Annotated in this window: 22 protein-coding genes; 17 read left to right on the forward strand and 5 right to left on the reverse strand. The window is 28.2% G+C overall.

The window, feature by feature from the left end:
* Positions 1–68: 68 nt before the first annotated feature.
* Positions 69–1,343: an L-serine ammonia-lyase, iron-sulfur-dependent, subunit alpha gene (locus NNC19_RS15000; RefSeq protein WP_310939479.1), complete on the reverse strand. Its 1,275-nt coding sequence runs from the start codon at positions 1,341–1,343 to the stop codon at positions 69–71.
* Positions 1,344–1,516: 173 nt separating this feature from the next.
* Here NNC19_RS15000 and NNC19_RS15005 point away from each other — a divergent pair, with 173 nt between their 5' ends.
* The 7 genes from NNC19_RS15005 (at position 1,517) to NNC19_RS15035 (ending at position 7,894) form a co-directional block, all read left to right on the forward strand.
* On the forward strand, positions 1,517–2,383 hold the full coding sequence (locus tag NNC19_RS15005) for a LysR family transcriptional regulator (RefSeq protein WP_310939480.1): 867 nt from the start codon (positions 1,517–1,519) through the stop codon (positions 2,381–2,383).
* A 143-nt stretch (positions 2,384–2,526) separates the two neighbouring features.
* Positions 2,527–2,919 carry a cupin domain-containing protein gene (locus NNC19_RS15010; protein WP_310939481.1) on the forward strand — a complete coding sequence of 131 codons (393 nt, stop codon included), beginning with the start codon at positions 2,527–2,529 and terminating at the stop codon, positions 2,917–2,919.
* The gene (locus NNC19_RS15015; protein ID WP_310939482.1) at positions 2,919–4,070 is read left to right on the forward strand and encodes a sensor histidine kinase; all 1,152 of its coding nucleotides are present in this window, start codon (positions 2,919–2,921) and stop codon (positions 4,068–4,070) included. Before NNC19_RS15010 ends, NNC19_RS15015 begins: the two co-directional genes overlap by 1 nt.
* 3 nt (positions 4,071–4,073) lie before the next feature.
* On the forward strand, positions 4,074–4,712 hold the full coding sequence (locus NNC19_RS15020; RefSeq protein ID WP_310939483.1) for a response regulator transcription factor: 639 nt from the start codon (positions 4,074–4,076) through the stop codon (positions 4,710–4,712).
* An 84-nt stretch (positions 4,713–4,796) separates the two neighbouring features.
* The gene (locus NNC19_RS15025; RefSeq protein ID WP_310939484.1) at positions 4,797–5,732 is read left to right on the forward strand and encodes an ABC transporter ATP-binding protein; all 936 of its coding nucleotides are present in this window, start codon (positions 4,797–4,799) and stop codon (positions 5,730–5,732) included.
* A gap of 9 nt (positions 5,733–5,741) precedes the next feature.
* Positions 5,742–6,830, forward strand: a complete 1,089-nt coding sequence (locus tag NNC19_RS15030; RefSeq protein WP_310939485.1) for an ABC transporter permease — start codon at positions 5,742–5,744, stop codon at positions 6,828–6,830.
* A complete protein-coding gene (locus NNC19_RS15035) occupies positions 6,821–7,894 on the forward strand; it encodes an ABC transporter permease (RefSeq protein ID WP_310939486.1) in 1,074 nt (357 codons plus the stop codon). The genes NNC19_RS15030 and NNC19_RS15035 overlap by 10 nt, the downstream gene beginning before the upstream one ends.
* 80 nt (positions 7,895–7,974) lie before the next feature.
* Here the strand turns inward: NNC19_RS15035 and NNC19_RS15040 are convergent, their stop codons facing one another.
* Both NNC19_RS15040 and NNC19_RS15045 read right to left on the reverse strand, forming a co-directional pair.
* On the reverse strand, positions 7,975–9,015 hold the full coding sequence (locus NNC19_RS15040; RefSeq protein WP_310939487.1) for a substrate-binding domain-containing protein: 1,041 nt from the start codon (positions 9,013–9,015) through the stop codon (positions 7,975–7,977).
* Positions 9,016–9,157: 142 nt separating this feature from the next.
* Entirely contained in the window at positions 9,158–10,210 is a 1,053-nt protein-coding gene (locus tag NNC19_RS15045; RefSeq protein WP_310939488.1) for a galactose ABC transporter substrate-binding protein, read from the reverse strand.
* A gap of 253 nt (positions 10,211–10,463) precedes the next feature.
* Between NNC19_RS15045 and NNC19_RS15050 the strand changes: the two genes are divergently transcribed.
* From NNC19_RS15050 to NNC19_RS15065, 4 genes are all read left to right on the forward strand, one after another.
* The gene (locus tag NNC19_RS15050; protein WP_310939489.1) at positions 10,464–10,844 is read left to right on the forward strand and encodes a response regulator; all 381 of its coding nucleotides are present in this window, start codon (positions 10,464–10,466) and stop codon (positions 10,842–10,844) included.
* Between the two features lie 3 nt (positions 10,845–10,847).
* Positions 10,848–11,720 carry a hypothetical protein gene (locus NNC19_RS15055; protein ID WP_310939490.1) on the forward strand — a complete coding sequence of 291 codons (873 nt, stop codon included), beginning with the start codon at positions 10,848–10,850 and terminating at the stop codon, positions 11,718–11,720.
* Between the two features lie 142 nt (positions 11,721–11,862).
* Positions 11,863–12,465 (forward strand): zinc dependent phospholipase C family protein, encoded by a 603-nt coding sequence (locus NNC19_RS15060; RefSeq protein ID WP_310939491.1) that lies wholly within the window; start codon positions 11,863–11,865, stop codon positions 12,463–12,465.
* A gap of 52 nt (positions 12,466–12,517) precedes the next feature.
* Positions 12,518–13,957, forward strand: a complete 1,440-nt coding sequence (locus tag NNC19_RS15065) for a DEAD/DEAH box helicase (RefSeq protein ID WP_310939492.1) — start codon at positions 12,518–12,520, stop codon at positions 13,955–13,957.
* 39 nt (positions 13,958–13,996) lie between these two features.
* Here NNC19_RS15065 and NNC19_RS15070 read toward each other — a convergent pair whose 3' ends face one another.
* Both NNC19_RS15070 and NNC19_RS15075 read right to left on the reverse strand, forming a co-directional pair.
* Entirely contained in the window at positions 13,997–14,638 is a 642-nt protein-coding gene (locus NNC19_RS15070) for a hypothetical protein (protein WP_310939493.1), read from the reverse strand.
* 70 nt (positions 14,639–14,708) lie between these two features.
* Complete coding sequence (locus NNC19_RS15075; protein WP_310939494.1) at positions 14,709–15,689, reverse strand: alpha/beta hydrolase; 981 nt, start codon at positions 15,687–15,689, stop codon at positions 14,709–14,711.
* A gap of 387 nt (positions 15,690–16,076) precedes the next feature.
* On the opposite strand from NNC19_RS15075, the gene NNC19_RS15080 reads away from it, so the two are divergent.
* The 6 genes from NNC19_RS15080 (at position 16,077) to fabG (ending at position 20,544) form a co-directional block, all read left to right on the forward strand.
* A complete protein-coding gene (locus tag NNC19_RS15080; protein WP_310939495.1) occupies positions 16,077–16,538 on the forward strand; it encodes a MarR family winged helix-turn-helix transcriptional regulator in 462 nt (153 codons plus the stop codon).
* Positions 16,538–17,518: a beta-ketoacyl-ACP synthase III gene (locus tag NNC19_RS15085; RefSeq protein ID WP_310939496.1), complete on the forward strand. Its 981-nt coding sequence runs from the start codon at positions 16,538–16,540 to the stop codon at positions 17,516–17,518. The genes NNC19_RS15080 and NNC19_RS15085 overlap by 1 nt, the downstream gene beginning before the upstream one ends.
* Positions 17,519–17,581: 63 nt before the next feature.
* The gene (acpP, locus tag NNC19_RS15090) at positions 17,582–17,806 is read left to right on the forward strand and encodes an acyl carrier protein (protein ID WP_310939497.1); all 225 of its coding nucleotides are present in this window, start codon (positions 17,582–17,584) and stop codon (positions 17,804–17,806) included.
* 109 nt (positions 17,807–17,915) lie between these two features.
* Positions 17,916–18,857 carry an enoyl-[acyl-carrier-protein] reductase FabK gene (fabK, locus tag NNC19_RS15095; RefSeq protein WP_310939498.1) on the forward strand — a complete coding sequence of 314 codons (942 nt, stop codon included), beginning with the start codon at positions 17,916–17,918 and terminating at the stop codon, positions 18,855–18,857.
* The gene (fabD, locus tag NNC19_RS15100) at positions 18,850–19,785 is read left to right on the forward strand and encodes an ACP S-malonyltransferase (RefSeq protein WP_310939499.1); all 936 of its coding nucleotides are present in this window, start codon (positions 18,850–18,852) and stop codon (positions 19,783–19,785) included. Before fabK ends, fabD begins: the two co-directional genes overlap by 8 nt.
* Before the next feature lie 18 nt (positions 19,786–19,803).
* Positions 19,804–20,544, forward strand: a complete 741-nt coding sequence (gene fabG / locus NNC19_RS15105) for a 3-oxoacyl-[acyl-carrier-protein] reductase (protein WP_310939500.1) — start codon at positions 19,804–19,806, stop codon at positions 20,542–20,544.
* Positions 20,545–20,546: the final 2 nt, after the last annotated feature.

The following is a 20,546-nucleotide window of genomic DNA, read 5'->3' on the forward strand; positions in this document are numbered from 1 at the left end:
TTCAGATGACTATGTAACTATACTAGCGTTAGATATATCACAACTTGCTATAATATATCTACATATTTTTATCCAAGCATAAGGTTAATGATTTTTTTATCAGTTTCTTTCATTCCTTCTTTAGCAAGTTTACCTATAGTATATATAGTAGCCTCTACACCTTTTTTTACTATACCATCGCCAGCTTTAAATTGTTGTCCATTTTTATACATATGATATCCTAAAATGCCAGCATCTACACCTGCTGCAATTTTAGCGGCACAAGAAGCTTTAGCTCCATCACAAACAATACCTGAAACTATAGATAAGGAATTAACAATTGTATGTGAAATTTCTTTGTATCCTCCATCATGAAGATAAGCAATACCAGCTCCACTTCCTATTCCTGCACTTATAGCACCACAGTATGCAGAGAGTCTTCCTATTCCAGTCTTTTGATGTATTGTAACTAAATCTGAGACAATTAGAGCTCTATAAAGTTTTTCTTTCGATACATTTAATTCTTTAGCATACTCAATAACAGGAAGTGAAGCTGCCATACCTTGATTTCCGCTTCCTGAAATAATAATAACAGGAAGTTCACAGCCATTCATTCTGGCATCTGATCCTGCTGCAGCTTTGGCTTTTGCCCTTACCTTAATATCATGACCATATGTTGAAAGTAAAACACTTCCTATATTAGCCCCATAGTTATTTTTTAAACCTTCTTCTGAAATTTTTGAATTATATTTTATTTGTCTTCCTATAATATCTTCTACATCTTTAATGTCTACAGAATTTGCAAAATCAATAATATCCTTTACATTTAATAAATTTTTATTACAAATATCTTCTTCTTTATAAAGATTTGCTTCTTTTTTATACAGAATTGTATCATTTTTTTCAATTAGTACAATATTAGTATGATAATCTACAATTCTAACTTTTACATGTGAATTTTTATAAAATAAATTCACTTGTATGTAAAATATAAATGGTGTATCTGTTGAATTAACCTCTATTAGAGAATTAGCTATGTAATTTTTAATTTTTTGCTTCTCTTCTTCAGATACTTCAGAAATAACTTCTAACTTCTTTTCTGCTTTTCCAGCAATAATTCCTGCAGCTGTTGCTGTTTCTATTCCCTTTAAATTATTTGTATTTGGGACTATAACACTTTTAACATTCTTTACAATATTTCCACTAACTTCTACAACAACTTTTTCAGGAATCGATCCTAATATTTCTCTAGCTTTTGCTGCAGCATACGCTATTGCTATAGGTTCAGTGCATCCCATAGCTGGCACTAATTCCTCTTTTAAAATTTGTACATAATTCTTATACTTTAAATCATTCTTTTTCATTTTTTTGCTCCTATTTAATAATATGTAAGTATTATTCTTGTATAATTTCATAATATAAATCAACATTTCATATATGTTTAAAAACTTGTTTATATTTTATCATTAACATTTACATTAATAAAACAAATTATTATAATGTTTATATTAGATTTACTAATGTAAAGGAGTACTTGATGAACCAATATTATGCATTTATTAAAATAATTGAAACAGGTAGTTTTACAAAGGCAGCAGAAGAACTTGGATACACACAATCAGCAATAAGTCAAATTGTACGTTCATTAGAAAGGGAACTCTCTACTACACTTATTCTACGTTCTAGAAAAGGAATTATCCTTACTCCTGATGGAGAAGAGTTTTTGCCATATATAAAAAAAGTACATAATTCATATAGGGAGCTTATAGAGAAGAGTAAAGAAATGCAGGGGTTACAGGGTAGCGTTATTCGCATTGGGACCTTTTCAAGTATTTCATCTAGTTGGCTTCCGCAGTTAATAAAAAGTTTTAAAGAAGTATATCCATCAGTAAAATTTGAACTTCAGCAAGGTGAATATACAAGTATTATACAGTTAATTAAAGAAGGTAGTGTAGATTTTGGCTTTGTTAATTCTGATGTAGGAACTAATCTATATAAAATTCCTTTAAAAAGAGATGAAATGTTAGCAGTTTTACCTTATGATCATCAATTAACTAATAATGAAAACGTAACTTTAAAAGAATTATCAGATGAACCTTTTATACTTTTAGACGAAGGACAATCAAGTATACCATTAAAGTTTTTTGAAGAGAATAATCTACAACCTAATATACAATATTGTGTTTATGATGATTATACAATTATGTCTATGGTAGAAAAAGGATTAGGAATTGCTATCCTGCCAGAATTAGTGTTGGATAGAATTAGCTATAATATTATTAAGAAAAAAATATATCCTCCTATTGTTCGGAATATAGGTATAGCATTTAAAGATAAGAATGCATTACCTATTGCTAGCAAGTATTTTATTGATTTTATTTTGAAAGAGTTTAAACAGAATTAGAAAATAAAAATCGTATAATGTTCATTAAGAAATAACATTAGAATGTATTAAATTTCTTAACTACATTATATGAGAATATGCGGAAAAATAGGAATTTCAAGTTTTAAAATAGATATATACTAACTTTAAAAGGGGAAAGAAAAATGATGGAAGTTGATATTTACAGAAAAGATGATTCTATTTCTGTTAAAAAGGAAAATGGAACAGAGGTAAGCTATTTTATATTTGATGAGTATGAGATTCATCTAAACCGAATACCTCCAAAGACAATTCAGGAATGGCACAAACATTTGCAAATAGAAGAGAATCTTGTTGTAACAAAAGGCGAGATATTTGTTAAGTGGAGAGAAGATAATGAGGAATTTAGTAAAAAAGTAACTAAAGATATGGTGGTTAGGGTTAAAAATTCTATTCATACAATTGAAAATTCATCAGAAGACTTTGCAGAGTTTATTGTCTTTAGATTGGTCTTAACAGGAGAGAACAAAAGAGAAATTATAAAGAAAGATAAAATTTTATATCAGGGTGATAATTGATGATTAAGAGTAAAGAACTACTTTTTATACGGTATATAAGTTTTTTTATGTTACTCATACAAATCTTTGTAGAAACAGATAAAGATAAATTTATAAGTGTAGCATTTATTTTTATTATTATAATAAACAATCATTTAAGGATTAATTTTATAGAAGATAATAAAAAACTTTATGTTTCAATGGGAGTAGAAATAGTATTTGCTATTTTAGGACAACATTTTTTTGGAGGATCTATACTTTTTTATCTGATTGGATGTTTAATTGATGGATTTATAATAAAAAATAGAACCATAAAGTATCTAATAATAGTTTTAATAAATATAATAACTATATCAATAACTTATTTAAATTTAAATAATATTTCATATATAACCATAGCACTTATGATACTATTTACTTTACTTTTATTATATATAGATGAACTTTATAAAAGTAAAATAGATGCTCAAAGTCTTTATGATAAATTGAGACTATCAGAGACGAAGCTTAAGGAAATGAATAAAGAACTTGAAAACTATGCTGATTCTGTTGAACAGATAACATTATTAAAAGAAAGAAATAGGATTTCAAGAGAAATTCATGATAGTGTAGGACATGCATTGTCCACTGCTATGATTCAGCTAGCTGCTATGGAAAGTATTACTGAAAAAGAAAATCCCAATATATATGAAATGGCGAAAATGTTAAGAGGCTTTATAGATGAAAGTTTAACTGATGTAAGAAAAGCTGTAAAAGAGTTAAAGCCAGATGAGTATGAAAGCTATCAAGACTTTATTATATTAGAAGACATCTGCAAAAATTTTGAGAGACTAACAGGGGTTAAAGTTAAAACAACAATATCTAAGAGCGATTGGAATTTAACTGAAAAACAATTACATCATTTAGAGAAAATAACAAAAGAGATTTTATCTAATTCTTTAAAACATGGAAAAGCAACATTAATAAATGTAGTAATAAATTATACTTTAGAAGAGTTTTTGATTTCTTTTAAGGATAATGGAGAAGGCTCTGCAGAGATTATAGAAAGCGGAGTAGGTTTAAGAGGAATAAAAGAGAGAGTAAAGGAAATGGATGGTATAGTTGAAATGCAATCAAGAAAAGAAGAAGGATTTTTTATAAAAGTTATAATACCAAAAGATATGGAGGTTTAGACATTGGATAAAATAAAGTTATTAATAGTTGATGACGAAAAATTAATTAGGGAAGGGCTTAAGATTATGATGTCAACCTTTGAAGATATTGAAGTGGTGGCCTTAGCTGGAAATGGGTATGAAGCTTTAGATATATGTAAGGATAACAATATTGATATAGTTCTTATGGATATAAGGATGGAAACTTGTGATGGAGTTATGGGGACAAGACTTATAAAAGAGCAATTTGAAAAAATTAAGGTATTAATACTTACTACATTTAAAGATAAAGAATATATAGAAGAAGCTTTAAGTTATGGTGCATTTGGATATCTTTTAAAGAATAGTTCTCATGATGTAATTTATGAGGCAATTAAAAGTGCATATAAAGGAAATATGGTAGTTAATCCTCAAGTAGCTAAGGAAATATTTATTTCAAATGGAGTTAATAAGCATGATATAGGCAAGTATAATCTTTCAGAAAAAGAGATTAAAATAATTGAAGGAATAGCTAATGGTCTTACTAATAAAGAAATATCAGATAAGCTGTTTTTATCAGAAGGAACTATAAAAAATAATATTACAAATATACTTTCGAAGCTTGAATTAAGGGACAGAACACAAATAGCTATATTTGCTTTTAAAAATAAAATAGTGACTTAAGTCATTTTAAGAGTGACTTTTAGTGATGGTTAAACCTTCTAGGTTGTCTTATTATAAATGTAAGATGATTTAGGAGGTTTTTCTATGAAGGTAATAGAGATAAATAATATTTCAAAAAGATTTAAAGACAAGCTTGCTCTTGATAACGTTAGTATTCAGGTTGAAAAAGGAGAAATTTTTGGATTACTTGGACCAAATGGAGCAGGAAAATCAACACTTATTAATATAATGGTAAATACATTGCTACCTGATAGTGGAGATATAAAAATTTGTGGGCATGATGTTGTTAAAGAACCAATTGATGCTAAAAAAGATATAGGATATGTTCCTCAAGATATTGCACTTATGGAAACTTTAAATGCTTATGATAACTTAGAATACTTTGGGGCCTTATATGGGTTAAAAGGAAAAGAACTTAAAGAGAGAATAGATGAAGCATTAGACATTATTGGGCTAAAAGATAAAAAGAAACAAGTAGTAAAAAAATATTCAGGTGGAATGAAAAGGAGGTTAAATATAGGAATAGCAATACTACATCATCCTAAAGTTTTGATTTTAGATGAACCAACAGTTGGGGTTGACCCACAATCAAGACAGCATATATTTGATTTTGTAAAAAGGATAGGAAATGAATGGGGAACAACAGTACTCTATACTTCACATTATATGGAAGAGATAGAAGAGCTATGCGAAAGAGTGTTTATAATGGACCTTGGAGTTGAGGTAGCCTATGGGAGAAAAGAAGATATTAAGTCTTCAGTATTTCCTAATAATAAGGTTTTAATAGATGTAAGTGATGTAAAAGGTGAAACTATTATTAAGATTAAGGAAACAAAAGGTGTAATCAAAGTTTTAGAAGGAGAAAAGCAGATAAGTTTAACTATAAATCATGATTTTAAACTTGGAGAATGTTTAAGCATACTTGAAAAAGATAATATAAATATAAATAGAATCAGCTATGAAGAAGTGAAGCTAGAGGATGTATTCCTAACACTAACAGGAAAGAATCTAAGGGATTAGGTGAAAGGTATGAAATTTATAGTATATCTAAAAATAACATTAAAACGTTATATGTCAAATTGGATTACTTCAGCGGCACTACTTATATTACTTCCAATATTACTTGCTAGTGTAATGGGAATGTTTAAGGATGGAATAAATAAAAATCCTTTAAAGCTAAGTAAACTTGAAATAAGTGTAATTGATGAAGATGATTCTAAAATGTCAACTGATTTAGTTGAGTTTTTAAAAAGTGATGATATGAATGATTTAATCCAAGTAGTGGATAAAGGAAAGGCAGAAATTAAAATTCCTAAGGGTTATGAAGAAAGTATAAAAGATAAGAAGGAAAATAAAATTATTTTAGTAGATAAAGGTAAAGGAAAAAGTGTTTTAGAAACTCTAAGATTGATATTAGATAAATATCATAAAAGTCTTTATTTAGGTTCATCAGGTGAAAAAAATCAAGAGTTATCAAAGATACTAAATGAGGATAGTGTGGAAACTGAAATAATTGACTCAAAGAAAGAGGCTAACAATTATGAATTAATGGCCGCATCTATGAGTGGATTTGTAATAATGTCATTAATTTATACTATGATTAATGCTAACTATACTCCAGATGTTGAGAATTTAGAAAGAAGAACCATAGTGACACCAATTAAGAGACAAACAATATTTATATATGAGTGGATAACAACATTTATCTATGGGGCTTTAGTACTAATATGTTATATTTTATTCTTCAAAATATTTAAAACAGCCTTTAATGGTAGTATTTTAGCCATTTTAGAAATAGTAATCCCAGCTTCAGCATTTATAGCAACAGTTAGTAAGTTTATTACAACTTTATTTGGAAAAAAGTATGGTCAAGCTGTTGGCTTAATAATATTTTTGATTCCAACTCTTTGTATGGAAATGTTTAGTGGACAATCAAATTTGTTATCTAAATTTATGCCAACTCATTATATAACAAAAGCTTTAAATACTTTAGACACAAATGGAAATTTAATAGGATCAGAGAAAGATTTAATATTTATATTAGGAGCTTCAGCATTATTATTTTTAATTATTTTCATAAAAGAAAGCTTTAGTAAGGGGGGAGAAAGATGGGCTTAATAAGAATTACTTTAATAAATATGAAAAGATATTTGAAAAATCCATTGATAGTATTAATGTCATGTATTCTTCCTGCTGTTATGATAATTGGAATAAGCAAAGCAAGTGATAGTTCAAGCTCAAACAAAACTATTGGAATAATTGATAGCGATAAAAGTGAATATTCAGAGGAACTTGTAAAGAGCTTATCAGATGATTATAAGGTTTTAACATTAAATGGAGAAGCAGAAGAAAATTTTAATTCCTTAAAAAATAGTGATATAGGAGCACTATATGTGATAGGGGATAAATTTGAAGATAATATTAAAGATAAGATTCAGCCCAAAATCAAAGCATATAAAATACAAAATGAAACAGGTTCTATAATAGCTGAAGTTAAAATAGAAGATTTTATAAAAGAAAAGTTTGAGAATAATTTAGAGTCTGGGCTTGGTGATAAATCTATTTCTACTAAAATAGAAAAGATTGAGAATGAGGATAACACAGAGTTTAATATGATTACTTTAATGACTTGTTATTTTATGCTAATAGGAGGGTCTATAATAGCACAAGATATTGTGAAACTTAAAGTATGGAAGGTATTAAAAAGAACTATAGTAACACCTAATTCTGATAAAAAAATATTAGGAGGCATGTTCTTGGCTACTTTTATAATACAAAGTGTATTAAGTTCAGTGGCTTTTGTTGTGGCAAGTAAAGTTACTTCGCTACCTACCCAAAATCTTATGTTAGCCATTTGGGTTATAACTTTAAGTAGTTTAATAACAACATCTCTTGTTATAGCCACAACAAGATGGACAAAAAAACCTGAAATAGCTAATTTAATTATAATAACTTTGGGAATATTAAGTTTCTTTATAGCTATTTTTAATATGAATTTAATTGATTTTTCTAATGTACCACCAGTTATAAAAAGACTGGCTGTAATATCTCCATTTTATTGGTTTGTGGAAATTTTAAATAGTACAAATATCATTAAAGCAACTACCGTTATAGTGTTAATTTCAATTGTATTCTTCACTTGTGGCAGTTTTAGGTTAAGGGATTTTGTTAAGGAAGATTAATTATAAAAACATAAGGTTACATTGAATTTTGAATGTAACCTTATATTTTTATCTATAATAAACTTATTTATTGATTTTTCTTAATTTATATATTGTTTTGGCATTGCTGTAATAGCAATATTCTTACCATTTATTTTTAAAGTTGTGCCTTCAATAGGATTTTTATTAGAAATTAAATTCATAGAAACATCATATAAAGCTTTCGATTTTTCATAAGGATCGAAGTAAAATGTGCCAGCCATATATCCTTTTTTTATCATATCAACAGCTTGAGGGAGGGCATCAAATCCAACAACTACTATGGTGTTTGATTTATTCCCCTTATTGTATCCATATTTTTGTAAGGCTTTAACAGCACCTACAGCTAAAGAATCGCCAGTAGCAATTATTGCTTCAATTTTATTACCATATTTTAAAAATAGTGAGGATACTATAGATTCTGCTAATTCTGTATCCCAGTAAGCAAATGTAGATTCAAGTTCTTCTGTTTTTATACCTTCAGTATTAATTGATTCAATAGAAAGCTTAGTTCTTTGTGTATCTAATGGATTATTAGTATAACCACGTAATTGTATGTACTGTAATACATTATCACTATTTTTATCTATAGCTTTTCTATTAGAATTCCATAGATTTGCAATGAATTTTCCTTGCATACTAGCAAGTTCTTGATTTTCTTCATTCATAACATAAGCTTTAGGATAGTTTTTTAATGCATCTGTTTTTGGAATACTTGAAGCATAAAAAATTAATGGAATATCCTTTTTGCTAGCTTTTATAATAAAATTATCTACTATATTACTTCTATTTTCTAAAATAGTTAAGATTAAAAGATCAAAATTTTCTTCAAGTACTTGGTTCAAGATGTCAAGTTGTATAGAAGAATTCTTTTTGCAATCAAAAAAGGTAAAGTTAACTTTATTACTGTTTTCTTTTTGAATTTTTTCTAAATTATCATGAATTTCTATAAGATAAGGATGTTCGAGTTCATAAAATATCACACCTATTTTAGAAGGCTTTTCTATATTAATATTTGAAAAAGCGTAAATAATATTTGAGTTATAAAATATCTGTAAGATTAGAATTAGAGTAAAAGTTAATAATTTTTTGAATTTCCTCATAGTATTCCTCCACACTTATGAAATAATAATATTATTATGTGGGTTAATAGAAAAAATATAAGGCAGAATGTCATATTTTTATTAATATAATATTCTGCCTTATATATTAAATAAGATTTAGATATTAATTTATAAATCTATATTAATCTTTTTTATATTCATAATAAGGCATTTCGATAATAGGATATGAATCTTTAGGAGAATAACTTATATTTTCAAGAGGTGGTTTATTATTAATAAAGTTAAGTCCAATATGATAAATTGTAGTTGCTATTTCTTTTGGGTCTTGAATTACAGTTCCGCTCATTATTCCTTTATTAACAAGTTCTTTAGCTTCTGGTATTCCATCAATACCAACAACAATAATATTTTTTTTACTATTTTCAGTATTATAGCCATATTTCTGTAAAGCTTCAATAGCACCGATTGCCATTGCATCATTATTTGAAATTATAGCTTCAATATTATTTCCATACTTAAGGAATATTTGTTCTATGTTTTGTCTTGCTATATCTTTACTCCAATCAGCACTTAAAGATGCAATTTCTCTTGTTTTTATATCAGCATTTTTAATTGTTGAAATAGAATTTACTGTTCTATCAATTGTAGATGTAGCTAAAGATTTACCTTTAATAATAACATATTCTAAAATATTGTTATTGTTTTTGTCAATAATAGATTTGCTATTATTCCATATGTCTACAATAAGTTTTCCTTGCAAAATACCAGATTGTTTTGTATCTGTTGATATAATAAAAAACTTATTATATGATTTTACCATTGGTGGTATAGTTGTTGGACTAGTATTAAATAAAATAACGGGTTTATTTGAGGCATTTGCACCATTAATTACATATTCAAGAGAAGTATCATCTATAGTAACTAAATTAACTAATAATAAATCAAAATTGCTCGTAAACAGTTGATTTAAAATCTCATTTTGGATTGCCTGATTATTTTTTCCATCAAAAAATGTAAATTGTATATTTTCACCACTTGTTTTGGATATATCCATTAAATTATCTCTAATTAAATTCATATAAGGATCATCAAATTTAAATAATACTACTGCTGCATTTATGGGTTTGGTGATATATTCCATATTAAGGTTTGAATAAGCATAAATAGTATTTGAATAGGTAAATAGTAGAGAAAAAGCTATAATAAATAATATTAATCTTTTAAATAAATTCATCATATATCTCCTCATTTCTTTGATTAAGAATGGTTTTAAATAAAGTATTTAATATTAGGTTACTCTTTTTAAAATAATTTAGTCATTTTTGATAATGTTTTATAGCTATCAATTTATGAAAGTTAATGATTAAATAAAAGAATTTAATTTAAATTCACACATACTTCATATGCATTATACACATACTACATAATAGTAAGATATATTGTAATGGTTAAATTGTACATAAAAGGTAGTTATGGAGGATGAATTTATGTCAGAGAGCGTATTAAAAATACTTATATGTGATGATTCGATTTTAATGAGAAAGAAATTAAAGGATGCTTTAAAATTATGTGGATCTGTTGAGCTTTTAGAAGCTAGTGATGGTCAAAAAGCAATAGATGTTTATAAGGAAAATAATCCAGATTTAGTATTTATGGATATTGTTATGCCAGTAAAGGATGGAATAGAAGCCGTTTCAGAAATAAAAGTTTATGATAACAATGCTAAAATTGTTATGGCTTCTTCAGCTGGAACTAAAGAGCATTTAAAGAAGGCACTTGAAGCAGGTGCATTTGAATTTATTCAAAAACCTTGGAATCAAGAACAAATTCAAAATATAGTGAATAAATTTATTAAAAAGGGGGAATAGATTATGTTTACTCAATATTTTGGTCAATATTTATTGAACAAAGGATATCTTACTCCTGAACAATTGCATTATGGGTTAGAAAATCAAAATAATACACGATTAAAATTAGGTGTTTTAGCTGTAAATGCTGGATATATGACTGCAGATGACGCAGAGAATGTAAATGAAGCACAAAAGAGGCTTGATAAAAGATATGGTGAACTAGCAGTAGATATGGGTTACTTAAAAGAAGAACAAGTAGAAGAGTTGCTATCTTCTCAAAAGGTAGGGTATCTTTTATTAGGTCAGGCACTTGTAGATAAGGAATATATGACACTTCAACAATTTGAAAAGGCTATAGGTGAATATAAAAAAGATTATAGTGTTACAGATGAGGAATTTGAAGCATTAAAAAAAGATGATATAGATGAAATAATAAATACATATGTAAAATTTGAAGAGAGTAAAAATGAAAAAGTACTTAAAGATTATATATCTTTATTTGCAAGAAATTTAATTAGATTTATAGATACAGAAGCTGTTATAATTGATGTGATTAAAATGGAGGAATATGAGGGGAAGTTCTTTGCTAAACAAGATATAATAGGTGGAGTTAATCTAAATACATTTATTGAAGCAGATGAAGATTCTTATATAAAATTTGCAGCTAAATACGCTGAAGAAGAATTAGATTCTGTTGATGAGATGGCAGAAGCTTCTGTTGGTGAATTTTTAAATTTACAAAATGGAATTTTTATAGTTAACATGTCTGATGCAGGTATAGAATTAAACCTTACTCCACAAGAAAATTATTCGAATATAAAGGTTACTAACGCATATGTAGTATCTATTGGTCTATCATTTGGAAAAATTAATATTATAATTAAGGAAGCCTAATATTTTTTGTTAATATAGATTACAAGATATCTTAAATTTAAGATGTCTTGTAATTTTTTTTATAACAGTTTATAACATATATATAATTCACTTTTAACTTTAAATTGTTAAAATTAAGAAAAAAGGTAGGAGTGGGTTGGTTATGGATACATTACTTCATGGAAAGTTTGGAAATATATTAGGAAAAGAGATTAAAAAAAAGGGGTATAATATACACATTGGATATTTTACCTTTGGGAATATGCTACCAGATTTAAGTCCTTTTTATAGATTTTCACCACATGAAAAAGAAACAAACTTTAAAGATGTAATAAAATTAATGGAAGAATTAATATTTAAGAGTGATACACTTTCTTTGAAAAATATATCTATAAAACTTGGGATGATTGTGCATTACTTATGCGATTTCTTTACATTTCCTCATAATAAAGGATTTACTAAGTCTATTATCAAACATGAATTTTATGAACAAACTCAGAGAATGCTAATGTGGAGTAAACTTGGAGTTGTTTGGAATTGGTATTCTAAAGAGGCAAGTGTTAATTTAAAGACATTTGAAGATATTATAAATTATATAGAAGATATGCACTTGATATATAATAATAATTTAAGTAATAAGGAAAGAGATATTTATTTTATGAGTATATTAAGTAGGGTTATATGTTATTCTTTGCTTGAACTAGGGAGAAAATTTTCATTTGTAAGGAAGGAAATTATTGAAGAAATAAAGATAGGTTGTTTATAAGTTAATATGATGTATAATAGTAGCTGGATATTATGTACATGAGGAGAAAAATATGAAGAACAGTTTTGATAGATTTAATTTAAGTGAGGATATTCTAAAAGCTTTAGAAGCATTAGAATACACAAGTCCAACAAAAGTTCAAGAAAGAGTTATTGGTGAGGTTTTATTAAATAATGACTTAATAGTAAAAGCTCAAACAGGAACAGGAAAAACAGCATCTTTTGCTATACCACTTTGTGAAAAAGTAGAATGGGAAGAAAATTTACCACAGGTATTAATACTTAGTCCTACAAGGGAACTTGCAATTCAAATTGGTGAAGATGTAAAAAATATTGGCAGGTTTAAAAGAATTAAACCTGTTGTAGTTTATGGAAAGTCACCTTTTAAAGATCAAGCAAGAGATTTAAAAGGGAAAACTCATATGGTAGTTGGAACTCCAGGAAGAGTCTTAGATCATATAGATAGAGGGAGCTTTGATACATCTGGTATTAGATATTTAATAATAGATGAAGCAGATGAAATGCTTAATATGGGATTTATAAGTCAAGTTGAAGGAGTGATTAAAAGAATCCCTAAAAAGAGAGTAACTATGTTATTTTCAGCAACTTTACCAGAAGAAATAATAAAGCTTTGTTCAAATTATATGAATAAACCTAAAAATATTGAAATAGAAAGTGAACACTTAATTGGAGATAGAATAGATCATTATATTTATAAAGTTAAAGAAGAAGAAAAGTTAAATTTCCTAAGCAAAGTATTGATAAAAGAAAAACCAGAAACAGCAGTTGCTTTTTGTAGAACAAAAGAAAATGTAGATTTGGCATATGAAAATCTAAAAAAGAAGGGATATTCTGTAGATAAAATACATGGTGGCATGCTTCAAAAAGATAGGATAGAGACTATGAATAGATTTAAAAAAGGAGATTTTAGAATCTTAGTTGCAACAGATGTTGCTTCAAGAGGTATTGATGTAGAAGATGTAACTCATGTAATAAATATTGATATCCCTTTAGAAAAGGAAAGTTATGTGCACAGGATAGGAAGAACTGGTAGAGCGGGAAAAAAGGGAAAAGCAGTTACTTTTATGACTACTTATGAAGATAGATTTGTTGATGATATTAATGAATATATAGGGTTTAAAATACCAGAAAAAAATTTGAGTGAACTAAATATAAGTAAAGAGGAAGAGAAGTTAGGGATAGAATTTTTAAAGAAGTCTGGGAAAAAGAAAAATTTAAAGGCCAGAGATGTTAATAAAGGTATATTAAAATTATACTTGAATGGTGGAAAAAAGAAAAAAATAAGAGCTATTGATTTAGTTGGAACTATTTCTAATATTGAAGGTATTTTGGCTGAAGATATTGGAATAATAGATATACAAGATATGGGATCTTATGTAGAAATACTAAATGGAAAGGGAAATAAGGTTCTTATATCACTTCAAAATATGACTATTAAAGGTAAGAAATTAAGAGTGGAAAAAGCAAGGTAAATTAAAAGGCAATTGATTAAATTTCAATTGCCTTTTAATTTACCTAAGTTTTATAACATTTTCTAAATTTTGAACATGTTCATATTCAATTTTTTCATTATTATATAAAAATTCAACATAATTAATCCAATCACCTGTATATGAAGATTGCTTAAAAGTTTCAATTAATGACTTAGTAGTTATTGCACCGCCAGTTGTTCCTTGAAAATATGTTCTAGTCCAACTTATTGAGTTATCGGTTGTTAAGTTTTCTAAGTTTATAGTGGCTTTTTTAGAACCATTAATTGTTTCAACGTTAACTACTTTAATAGGCAATCCGCTAAAATTTTTAGAAGAAAGTTCATTCGCAAGCTGTGTTAATTTATCTTTAAGAGATAAATTATCTTCAATTTGAATTGAACTTAAAGTTTTTATAGATAAATTTTCTTCATCTGCAGTATAGGTTTTTAAAGTTACTAAGCTGGATTTTTTTTCTTCAACTTTAGTAGTATTTTCATTTTCAGTTTTTGTATCTTTCCTTGTATCTGATTTTGTATCTTCTTGTTTGGTAGTAGAGTCTTTTGCAGTATTTGTTATTTCTTCAGGCTTGTTATTTTCAGTCTCCTTATCTTTGCTAGATGAACATGAAATAAGAGTTAATCCTAAAATGAGACATAAAATAAATGACAATAACTTTTTCATATTAACACCTCCCACTTATTTAATATAATTATATATTAACAGTGATAATATAACAATATCTTATATTATTCTACAAAGGTGAATTGTTTATAATGTAAGTTAATACATTTAATACTAATAGTTTTGAATCATCATAATTCAAGTTAGATAAATCATGATTTGTATTATTGAGTGTAACAAGTTTAACGTTATTTCCAAGTGCCTTACTAGATTCGTAAAGATTGGAAGAATTGTTATAGGGAACCATAGTGTCAGCTTTACTATGAACTATAAGCGTTTTGGGTAAGTCTTTCTTTACATAATTAATAGGACTATATTTTTTTATATATTCAGCTTTATTTTTAACAGATAAAAGAAATGGAACTGCTTCTTTTATAGCTGATTTTTCATCAAAACTTGAAAGATCAGTTGGTCCAAAAAAATCTATAAGATATTTTATCTTATAAGGATAGTCTTTAAGGCTTTGATCATCAACAAATTCTTCAGTATCAGAGTAAGTTGCCAAAAGGGAAAGATGTGCCCCAGCAGAGATTCCAATTACTCCAATTTCATCTGTATTAAAGTTATAAGTGTCCTTGTTTTTATATATCCACTTTATGGAATCTTTCACATCAGCAACCTGTTTTGAAAAATCTGCTTTTTTATTTAATAGTTCATATGAAACACTTATTATTGTATACCCTTGATTAAGAAAAGGTTTTAAAATTGGAGATAAAACCTTAGGAATTTCATTACTTCCATAGGCCCAACTACCACCATGAACATAAAGAAGTACAGGAGATCCTTTAGATGGTGATTTATCAGGTCTATAAATATCCAAGGATACAGGAGTGTTTCTAGTGTTCTTATATTGAATGGATTCCTTTTTTAAGTCAGAAGTATTTGCGTTATTTAGCAAAGAAGTGGAATCTAATGAACTAAGCTCATCTTTATATGAATCATATTGCTTATAAATGGTGTAGTATAGTGATAATCTATTTCTAAATATTATAGTTGTAAAAATAGCTAAAATTAGAAATAGTAATAAAAAATATTTAAAAAATTTTTTCAATGATATAAACCCTCCATTTTATTGTTTTTTAACATTATCTTTCTATTATATACTATTTTTTTATTGTTAATAAAATATTTTATTACTATTATCATGTTTAAATAATTATTAGAATTTTAAATTGGGATTAGTCTATAGTAATAAAAGTAAAGAAAATGAGGAATAATAACAAAGATTATTAAAAAAATTAGAACATTTAAACCCTATATATGTAATGAAATGAAATGTTAATAGTTTGTACCATCCAACCTCCAAAATAGTTGACAAAGTATTTTGAGTGTAGTATATTTTGAATATCAAAGTATTTTATTGCTTTGGCTATTTCCGGCTCTCATGGAAGAAAATCTTCTTTGGTGGGCTAGATACTATTAGAAGTGGAGGATTTTAATGGAAGAGGGAAATAGAGTTGTTAATGATCTATTTGTGCAACTGTTTAATGATCTTTTAGAGATTGAAGAGAAAACTTTAAAAAGTGGACCTTTAAAGGATATTTCTATAACAGAGATGCATACTATTGAAGGCATAGGAATGTACAAGGAAAGAACTATGACAGAAGTTGCACAAGATTTAAGAATAACGGTTGGAACGTTAACAACAGCAATTAGCAAACTGATAAAAAAGGGTTATGTTGAACGAGAAAGGACAGAAGAGGATAGAAGGGTAGTATTAATTCGTTTAACCAAAAAGGGAAAACTTGCCTATAGATTACATGAGAAATTTCATAATGACATGGTTAATCAAACGATTGAAGGACTAAATAAAGAGGAAGAAAAGATATTAGTCTCATCCTTGGATAAAATAAATTTATTCTTTAAAGGCAAAATAGAAGATATTGATAAGGAGAAGTAATGGAAGTGATTAACATTAAAGGGTATGGAGCCTATGCACCACCCCTTATAGTATCAAATGAAGATCTTAGTAAAATTGTAGATACTAGCAATGAATGGATTGTAACTAGAACCGGAATAGAAGAAAGAAGAATTTCTCAGGGAGAGGATACATCTAGTTTGGCTACTAAAGCAGCTCAAACAGCATTAGATAGAGCAAATGTGCTAGCTGAAGATATTGATTTGATAGTAGTTGCAACAATAACTCCAGATATGGCTACACCATCAGTTGCATGTATGGTTCAAAAAGCTATAGGAGCAAAAAATGCTATGGCATTTGATGTTAGTGCAGCATGTTCAGGATTTATCTATGGTCTTGAAATTGCATTTTCGATGATGAATAGTAACAATAGATTCAAAAAAGCTGTTGTTATAGGTGCAGAGGTTCTTTCTAAAATCTTAGATTGGGAAGATAGAAGTACTTGTGTATTATTTGGAGATGGTGCAGGAGCTGTGGTTTTATCAAAAGAAGAATCTGATGTAGAAAAACTTATAAGTTTTTATTCTTTATCAGAAGGTGAAAAGGGTGACGCTCTTACATCGGGATCCTTTGATGTATTAAATCCATTTGTTGAAGAACCTGTTGTTAAAAATAAAAAGGTATCAATGGATGGGAAAGAAGTGTTTAAATTTGCTTCAGGAGCAATGGTTAATGCTATTAATGAGTTGTTAAAGAAAAATAACTTGACTTTAGATGATATAGATCATATTGTACCTCATCAAGCAAATATAAGAATTATTGAGTATACTGCAAAGAAGATAGGAGTTAGTTTGGATAAGTTCTACATCAACTTGCAAAAGTATGGAAATACTTCATCTGCGACAATTCCTCTTGTACTAAATGATATGTATGAGGCAGGTATGCTTACAAAAGGTAAGAAACTGATTATGGTTGGTTTCGGTGGAGGCTTAACATTTGGTTCAACATTGATTGAACTATAATATATATTTTATTTATTAATTATTTATTTGGAATTATGAAAAAAATTTTAGGAGGATTTTAAAATGATATTTGAAGAAATTAGAGAAGTAATATGCGAACAATTAGAGGTGTCAAAGGAAGAGGTATCTATAGATACTACATTTGAAGATTTAGGAGCAGATTCATTAGATTTATTTCAAGTGGTTATTGAAATAGAAGAAAAGTATGGAATTCAACTTGAAGATGCAGAAAAAATTAAAAGCGTTAGAGACGCAGTTAACTATGTAGAAGCAAAGGTTAAGGCATAATAAAATATTTCACTTAATAAATCGGGGGTTAATATTTAGTTTCCCGATTTATTATTTATTTATAATTATATAATTATTTTTTAGTTAAGGATATTAGGAGGATATTTTAATGAAGAGTAGTAGGATTTGTCAATTGTTTGATATACAATATCCAATAATTCAAGGAGGAATGGCTTGGATTGCAGATTCATCCTTGGCTGCAGCAGTTAGCGAAGCTGGAGGGCTTGGCATAATAACTGGAACAGCTCCTATTGAATGGATTAGAGAAGAAATAAGAAAAACAAAGAAGCTTACAAATAAGCCATTTGGAGTGAACATCATGTTAATGATGCCAAACGCTGATGATGTAGCTAAATTAGTATGTGAAGAAAAAGTACCTGTAGTAACTACTGGTGCAGGAAGTCCAGGAAAGTACATGGAGATGTGGAAAGAATATGGAGTTAAAGTTGTTCCTGTAGTTGCTTCAGTTGCATTAGCTAAGAGAATGGAGAAGGCTGGAGCAGATGCTATAATAGCTGAAGGAACTGAATCAGGAGGACATATTGGACAGTTGACAACAATGGCTTTAGTTCCACAAGTAGTTGATGCTGTTGAAATACCGGTTCTAGCAGCAGGAGGAATTGGTGACGGAAGAGGAATGGCAGCAAGTTTTATGTTAGGAGCTGAAGGTGTACAAATAGGCACTAGATTCTTAGTAGCTAAAGAATGTACAGTTCATCAAAATTATAAGGATAAGGTTATCAAAGCTAAGGATATTGATACTGATGTCACTGGTAGATCAACAGGTCATCCAGTAAGAGTAATAAAAAATAAATTCTCAAAGCAATATCTAAAACTTGAAATGAAAGAAGTAACTCCAGAAGAACTAGAAACTTTAGGAGCTGGGTCATTAAGAAGAGCAGCTGTAGAAGGAGATAATGATAATGGATCATTTATGGCTGGTCAAATTTGTGGATTAGTTAATAAAGAGCAAAGTGCAAAAGAAATAATCGAAGAAATCATTAGTGAAACTAAGGAAAATTTAAGGTATTTTGGAGGACAAAATGAGTAAAAAAGTAGCTTTTTTGTTTGCAGGACAAGGTGCTCAGTATGTTGGGATGGCAAAGGACTTATATGATAATATTTTAGAATGCAAAGAGATTTTTGATAGGGGAGAAGAAATTCTACAAATGACTATTAAAGATTTGATTTTTAATGGACCAGAAGAAGAATTAATGCTTACTGAAAATGCTCAACCAGCTATAATATTAACAGAATTAGCTATACTAAAAGCGTTAGAAATACAAGGAATAAATTGTGATTCTTCTGCTGGACTTTCACTTGGAGAATATGCATCATTAATCCATGCTGGAGCTTTAAATTTTGAAGATGGACTTTTACTTGTAAAAGAAAGAGGAAGAATTATGGGATGTGCACTTCCTAATGGTCTTGGAAAAATGGCGGCTATAATGAGACTAGATGATGAAAAAGTTGAAAAACTAATAAATGAAGCAAAATCTTTTGGAGTCTGTGAAGGAGCTAACTATAATTGTCCAGGGCAGGTTGTAATAGCTGGTGAAAATCAAGCCATTGAAAAAGCTATTGAAATAGCAAAAGAACTTGGTGGTAAAGGGATAGAGCTTAAGGTAAGTGGCCCATTCCACAGTTCATTGCTAAAGGGAGCTAGTGATGAATTTTATGAAACTATAAAAGGTGTTAATATAAATAAATTGCAAAACAAAGTATATTCAAATACAAAAGGTGAATTATATACAGAGGATGATAATATGAAAATATTATTAAAAAATCATATAATGTCACCAGTATATTTTGAGAAAATTATAAGAAGTATGATGGAAGAGGATATTGATACTTTTGTAGAAATTGGACCAGGAAAAGCTTTAAGAGGTTTTGTTAAAAAGATAGATAGAAGCGCTAGTGTATTAAATGTTGAAGATTTACAGTCTTTAAACAATACAATAGATACTTTAAAAGAGTAGATTTAGGAGGTTATTTCTATGTTAACTGGAAAATGTGCAATTGTTACAGGTGCAGCTAAGGGAATAGGGAGAGCTATAGCTTTAAAACTTGCATCGCTTGGTGCTAATATAGTTTTAAATTATAGAAGTAGTGAGGATAAAGCTATAGAATTAGAAGAAGAAATTAAAGAATTAGGTGTAGAAGTACTAAGAGTCAAAGGTGATATTAGCATAGTTGAAGATGTTGAAAATCTAATAAATCAAGCTAAAGAAAAGTTTGGTAAAATAGATATAATGATAAACAATGCTGGAATTACTAAAGATACTTTAATCTTAAGAATGAGCAAAGAAGACTTTGATTCTGTAGTAGATGTTAACCTAAAAGGAGTGTTTAATTGCTTAAAAGCTATAACTCCAGTTATGGTAAAACAAAAGAGTGGAAAGATAATAAACATGTCTTCAGTGGTTGGATTAGTTGGTAATGCTGGTCAAGTGAACTATGCTGCTTCAAAAGCAGGAGTTATAGGAATGACTAAATCTCTTGCAAAAGAAATTGGAGCAAGAGGTATAACAGTAAATGCTGTTGCACCAGGATTTATAGAAACTGATATGACTGAAGTTTTGGGAGATAAATTTAAAGATGAAGCTAAAAAGAGTATTCCTTTAAAAAGATTAGGTACACCAGAAGATGTGGCAGGAGTTGTTGCTTTCCTTGCTAGTGATGCTGCTAGTTATGTTACAGGTCAAGTTATTAATGTTGATGGCGGAATGGTAATGTAGGA

The sequence above is a fragment of the Clostridium sp. SHJSY1 genome, from assembly GCF_031626875.1.
Taxonomy (GTDB): Bacteria; Bacillota; Clostridia; order Clostridiales; family Clostridiaceae; genus Clostridium.

What these genes read in the sequence shown, in the direction of transcription:
- NNC19_RS15055 (WP_310939490.1), top strand. Translation starts at nt 10,848, where the DNA reads ATGTTTACTCAATATTTTGGTCAATATTTATTGAACAAAGGATATCTT.
- acpP (WP_310939497.1), top strand. Translation starts at nt 17,582, where the DNA reads ATGATATTTGAAGAAATTAGAGAAGTAATATGCGAACAATTAGAGGTG.
- fabK (WP_310939498.1), top strand. Translation starts at nt 17,916, where the DNA reads ATGAAGAGTAGTAGGATTTGTCAATTGTTTGATATACAATATCCAATA.
- NNC19_RS15010 (WP_310939481.1), top strand. Translation starts at nt 2,527, where the DNA reads ATGATGGAAGTTGATATTTACAGAAAAGATGATTCTATTTCTGTTAAA.
- NNC19_RS15045 (WP_310939488.1), bottom strand. Translation starts at nt 10,210, where the DNA reads ATGAATTTATTTAAAAGATTAATATTATTTATTATAGCTTTTTCTCTA.
- NNC19_RS15035 (WP_310939486.1), top strand. Translation starts at nt 6,821, where the DNA reads ATGGGCTTAATAAGAATTACTTTAATAAATATGAAAAGATATTTGAAA.
- NNC19_RS15040 (WP_310939487.1), bottom strand. Translation starts at nt 9,015, where the DNA reads ATGAGGAAATTCAAAAAATTATTAACTTTTACTCTAATTCTAATCTTA.
- fabG (WP_310939500.1), top strand. Translation starts at nt 19,804, where the DNA reads ATGTTAACTGGAAAATGTGCAATTGTTACAGGTGCAGCTAAGGGAATA.
- NNC19_RS15005 (WP_310939480.1), top strand. Translation starts at nt 1,517, where the DNA reads ATGAACCAATATTATGCATTTATTAAAATAATTGAAACAGGTAGTTTT.
- NNC19_RS15065 (WP_310939492.1), top strand. Translation starts at nt 12,518, where the DNA reads ATGAAGAACAGTTTTGATAGATTTAATTTAAGTGAGGATATTCTAAAA.
- NNC19_RS15030 (WP_310939485.1), top strand. Translation starts at nt 5,742, where the DNA reads ATGAAATTTATAGTATATCTAAAAATAACATTAAAACGTTATATGTCA.
- NNC19_RS15085 (WP_310939496.1), top strand. Translation starts at nt 16,538, where the DNA reads ATGGAAGTGATTAACATTAAAGGGTATGGAGCCTATGCACCACCCCTT.
- NNC19_RS15050 (WP_310939489.1), top strand. Translation starts at nt 10,464, where the DNA reads ATGTCAGAGAGCGTATTAAAAATACTTATATGTGATGATTCGATTTTA.
- NNC19_RS15080 (WP_310939495.1), top strand. Translation starts at nt 16,077, where the DNA reads ATGGAAGAGGGAAATAGAGTTGTTAATGATCTATTTGTGCAACTGTTT.
- fabD (WP_310939499.1), top strand. Translation starts at nt 18,850, where the DNA reads ATGAGTAAAAAAGTAGCTTTTTTGTTTGCAGGACAAGGTGCTCAGTAT.
- NNC19_RS15025 (WP_310939484.1), top strand. Translation starts at nt 4,797, where the DNA reads ATGAAGGTAATAGAGATAAATAATATTTCAAAAAGATTTAAAGACAAG.
- NNC19_RS15015 (WP_310939482.1), top strand. Translation starts at nt 2,919, where the DNA reads ATGATTAAGAGTAAAGAACTACTTTTTATACGGTATATAAGTTTTTTT.
- NNC19_RS15000 (WP_310939479.1), bottom strand. Translation starts at nt 1,343, where the DNA reads ATGAAAAAGAATGATTTAAAGTATAAGAATTATGTACAAATTTTAAAA.
- NNC19_RS15070 (WP_310939493.1), bottom strand. Translation starts at nt 14,638, where the DNA reads ATGAAAAAGTTATTGTCATTTATTTTATGTCTCATTTTAGGATTAACT.
- NNC19_RS15060 (WP_310939491.1), top strand. Translation starts at nt 11,863, where the DNA reads ATGGATACATTACTTCATGGAAAGTTTGGAAATATATTAGGAAAAGAG.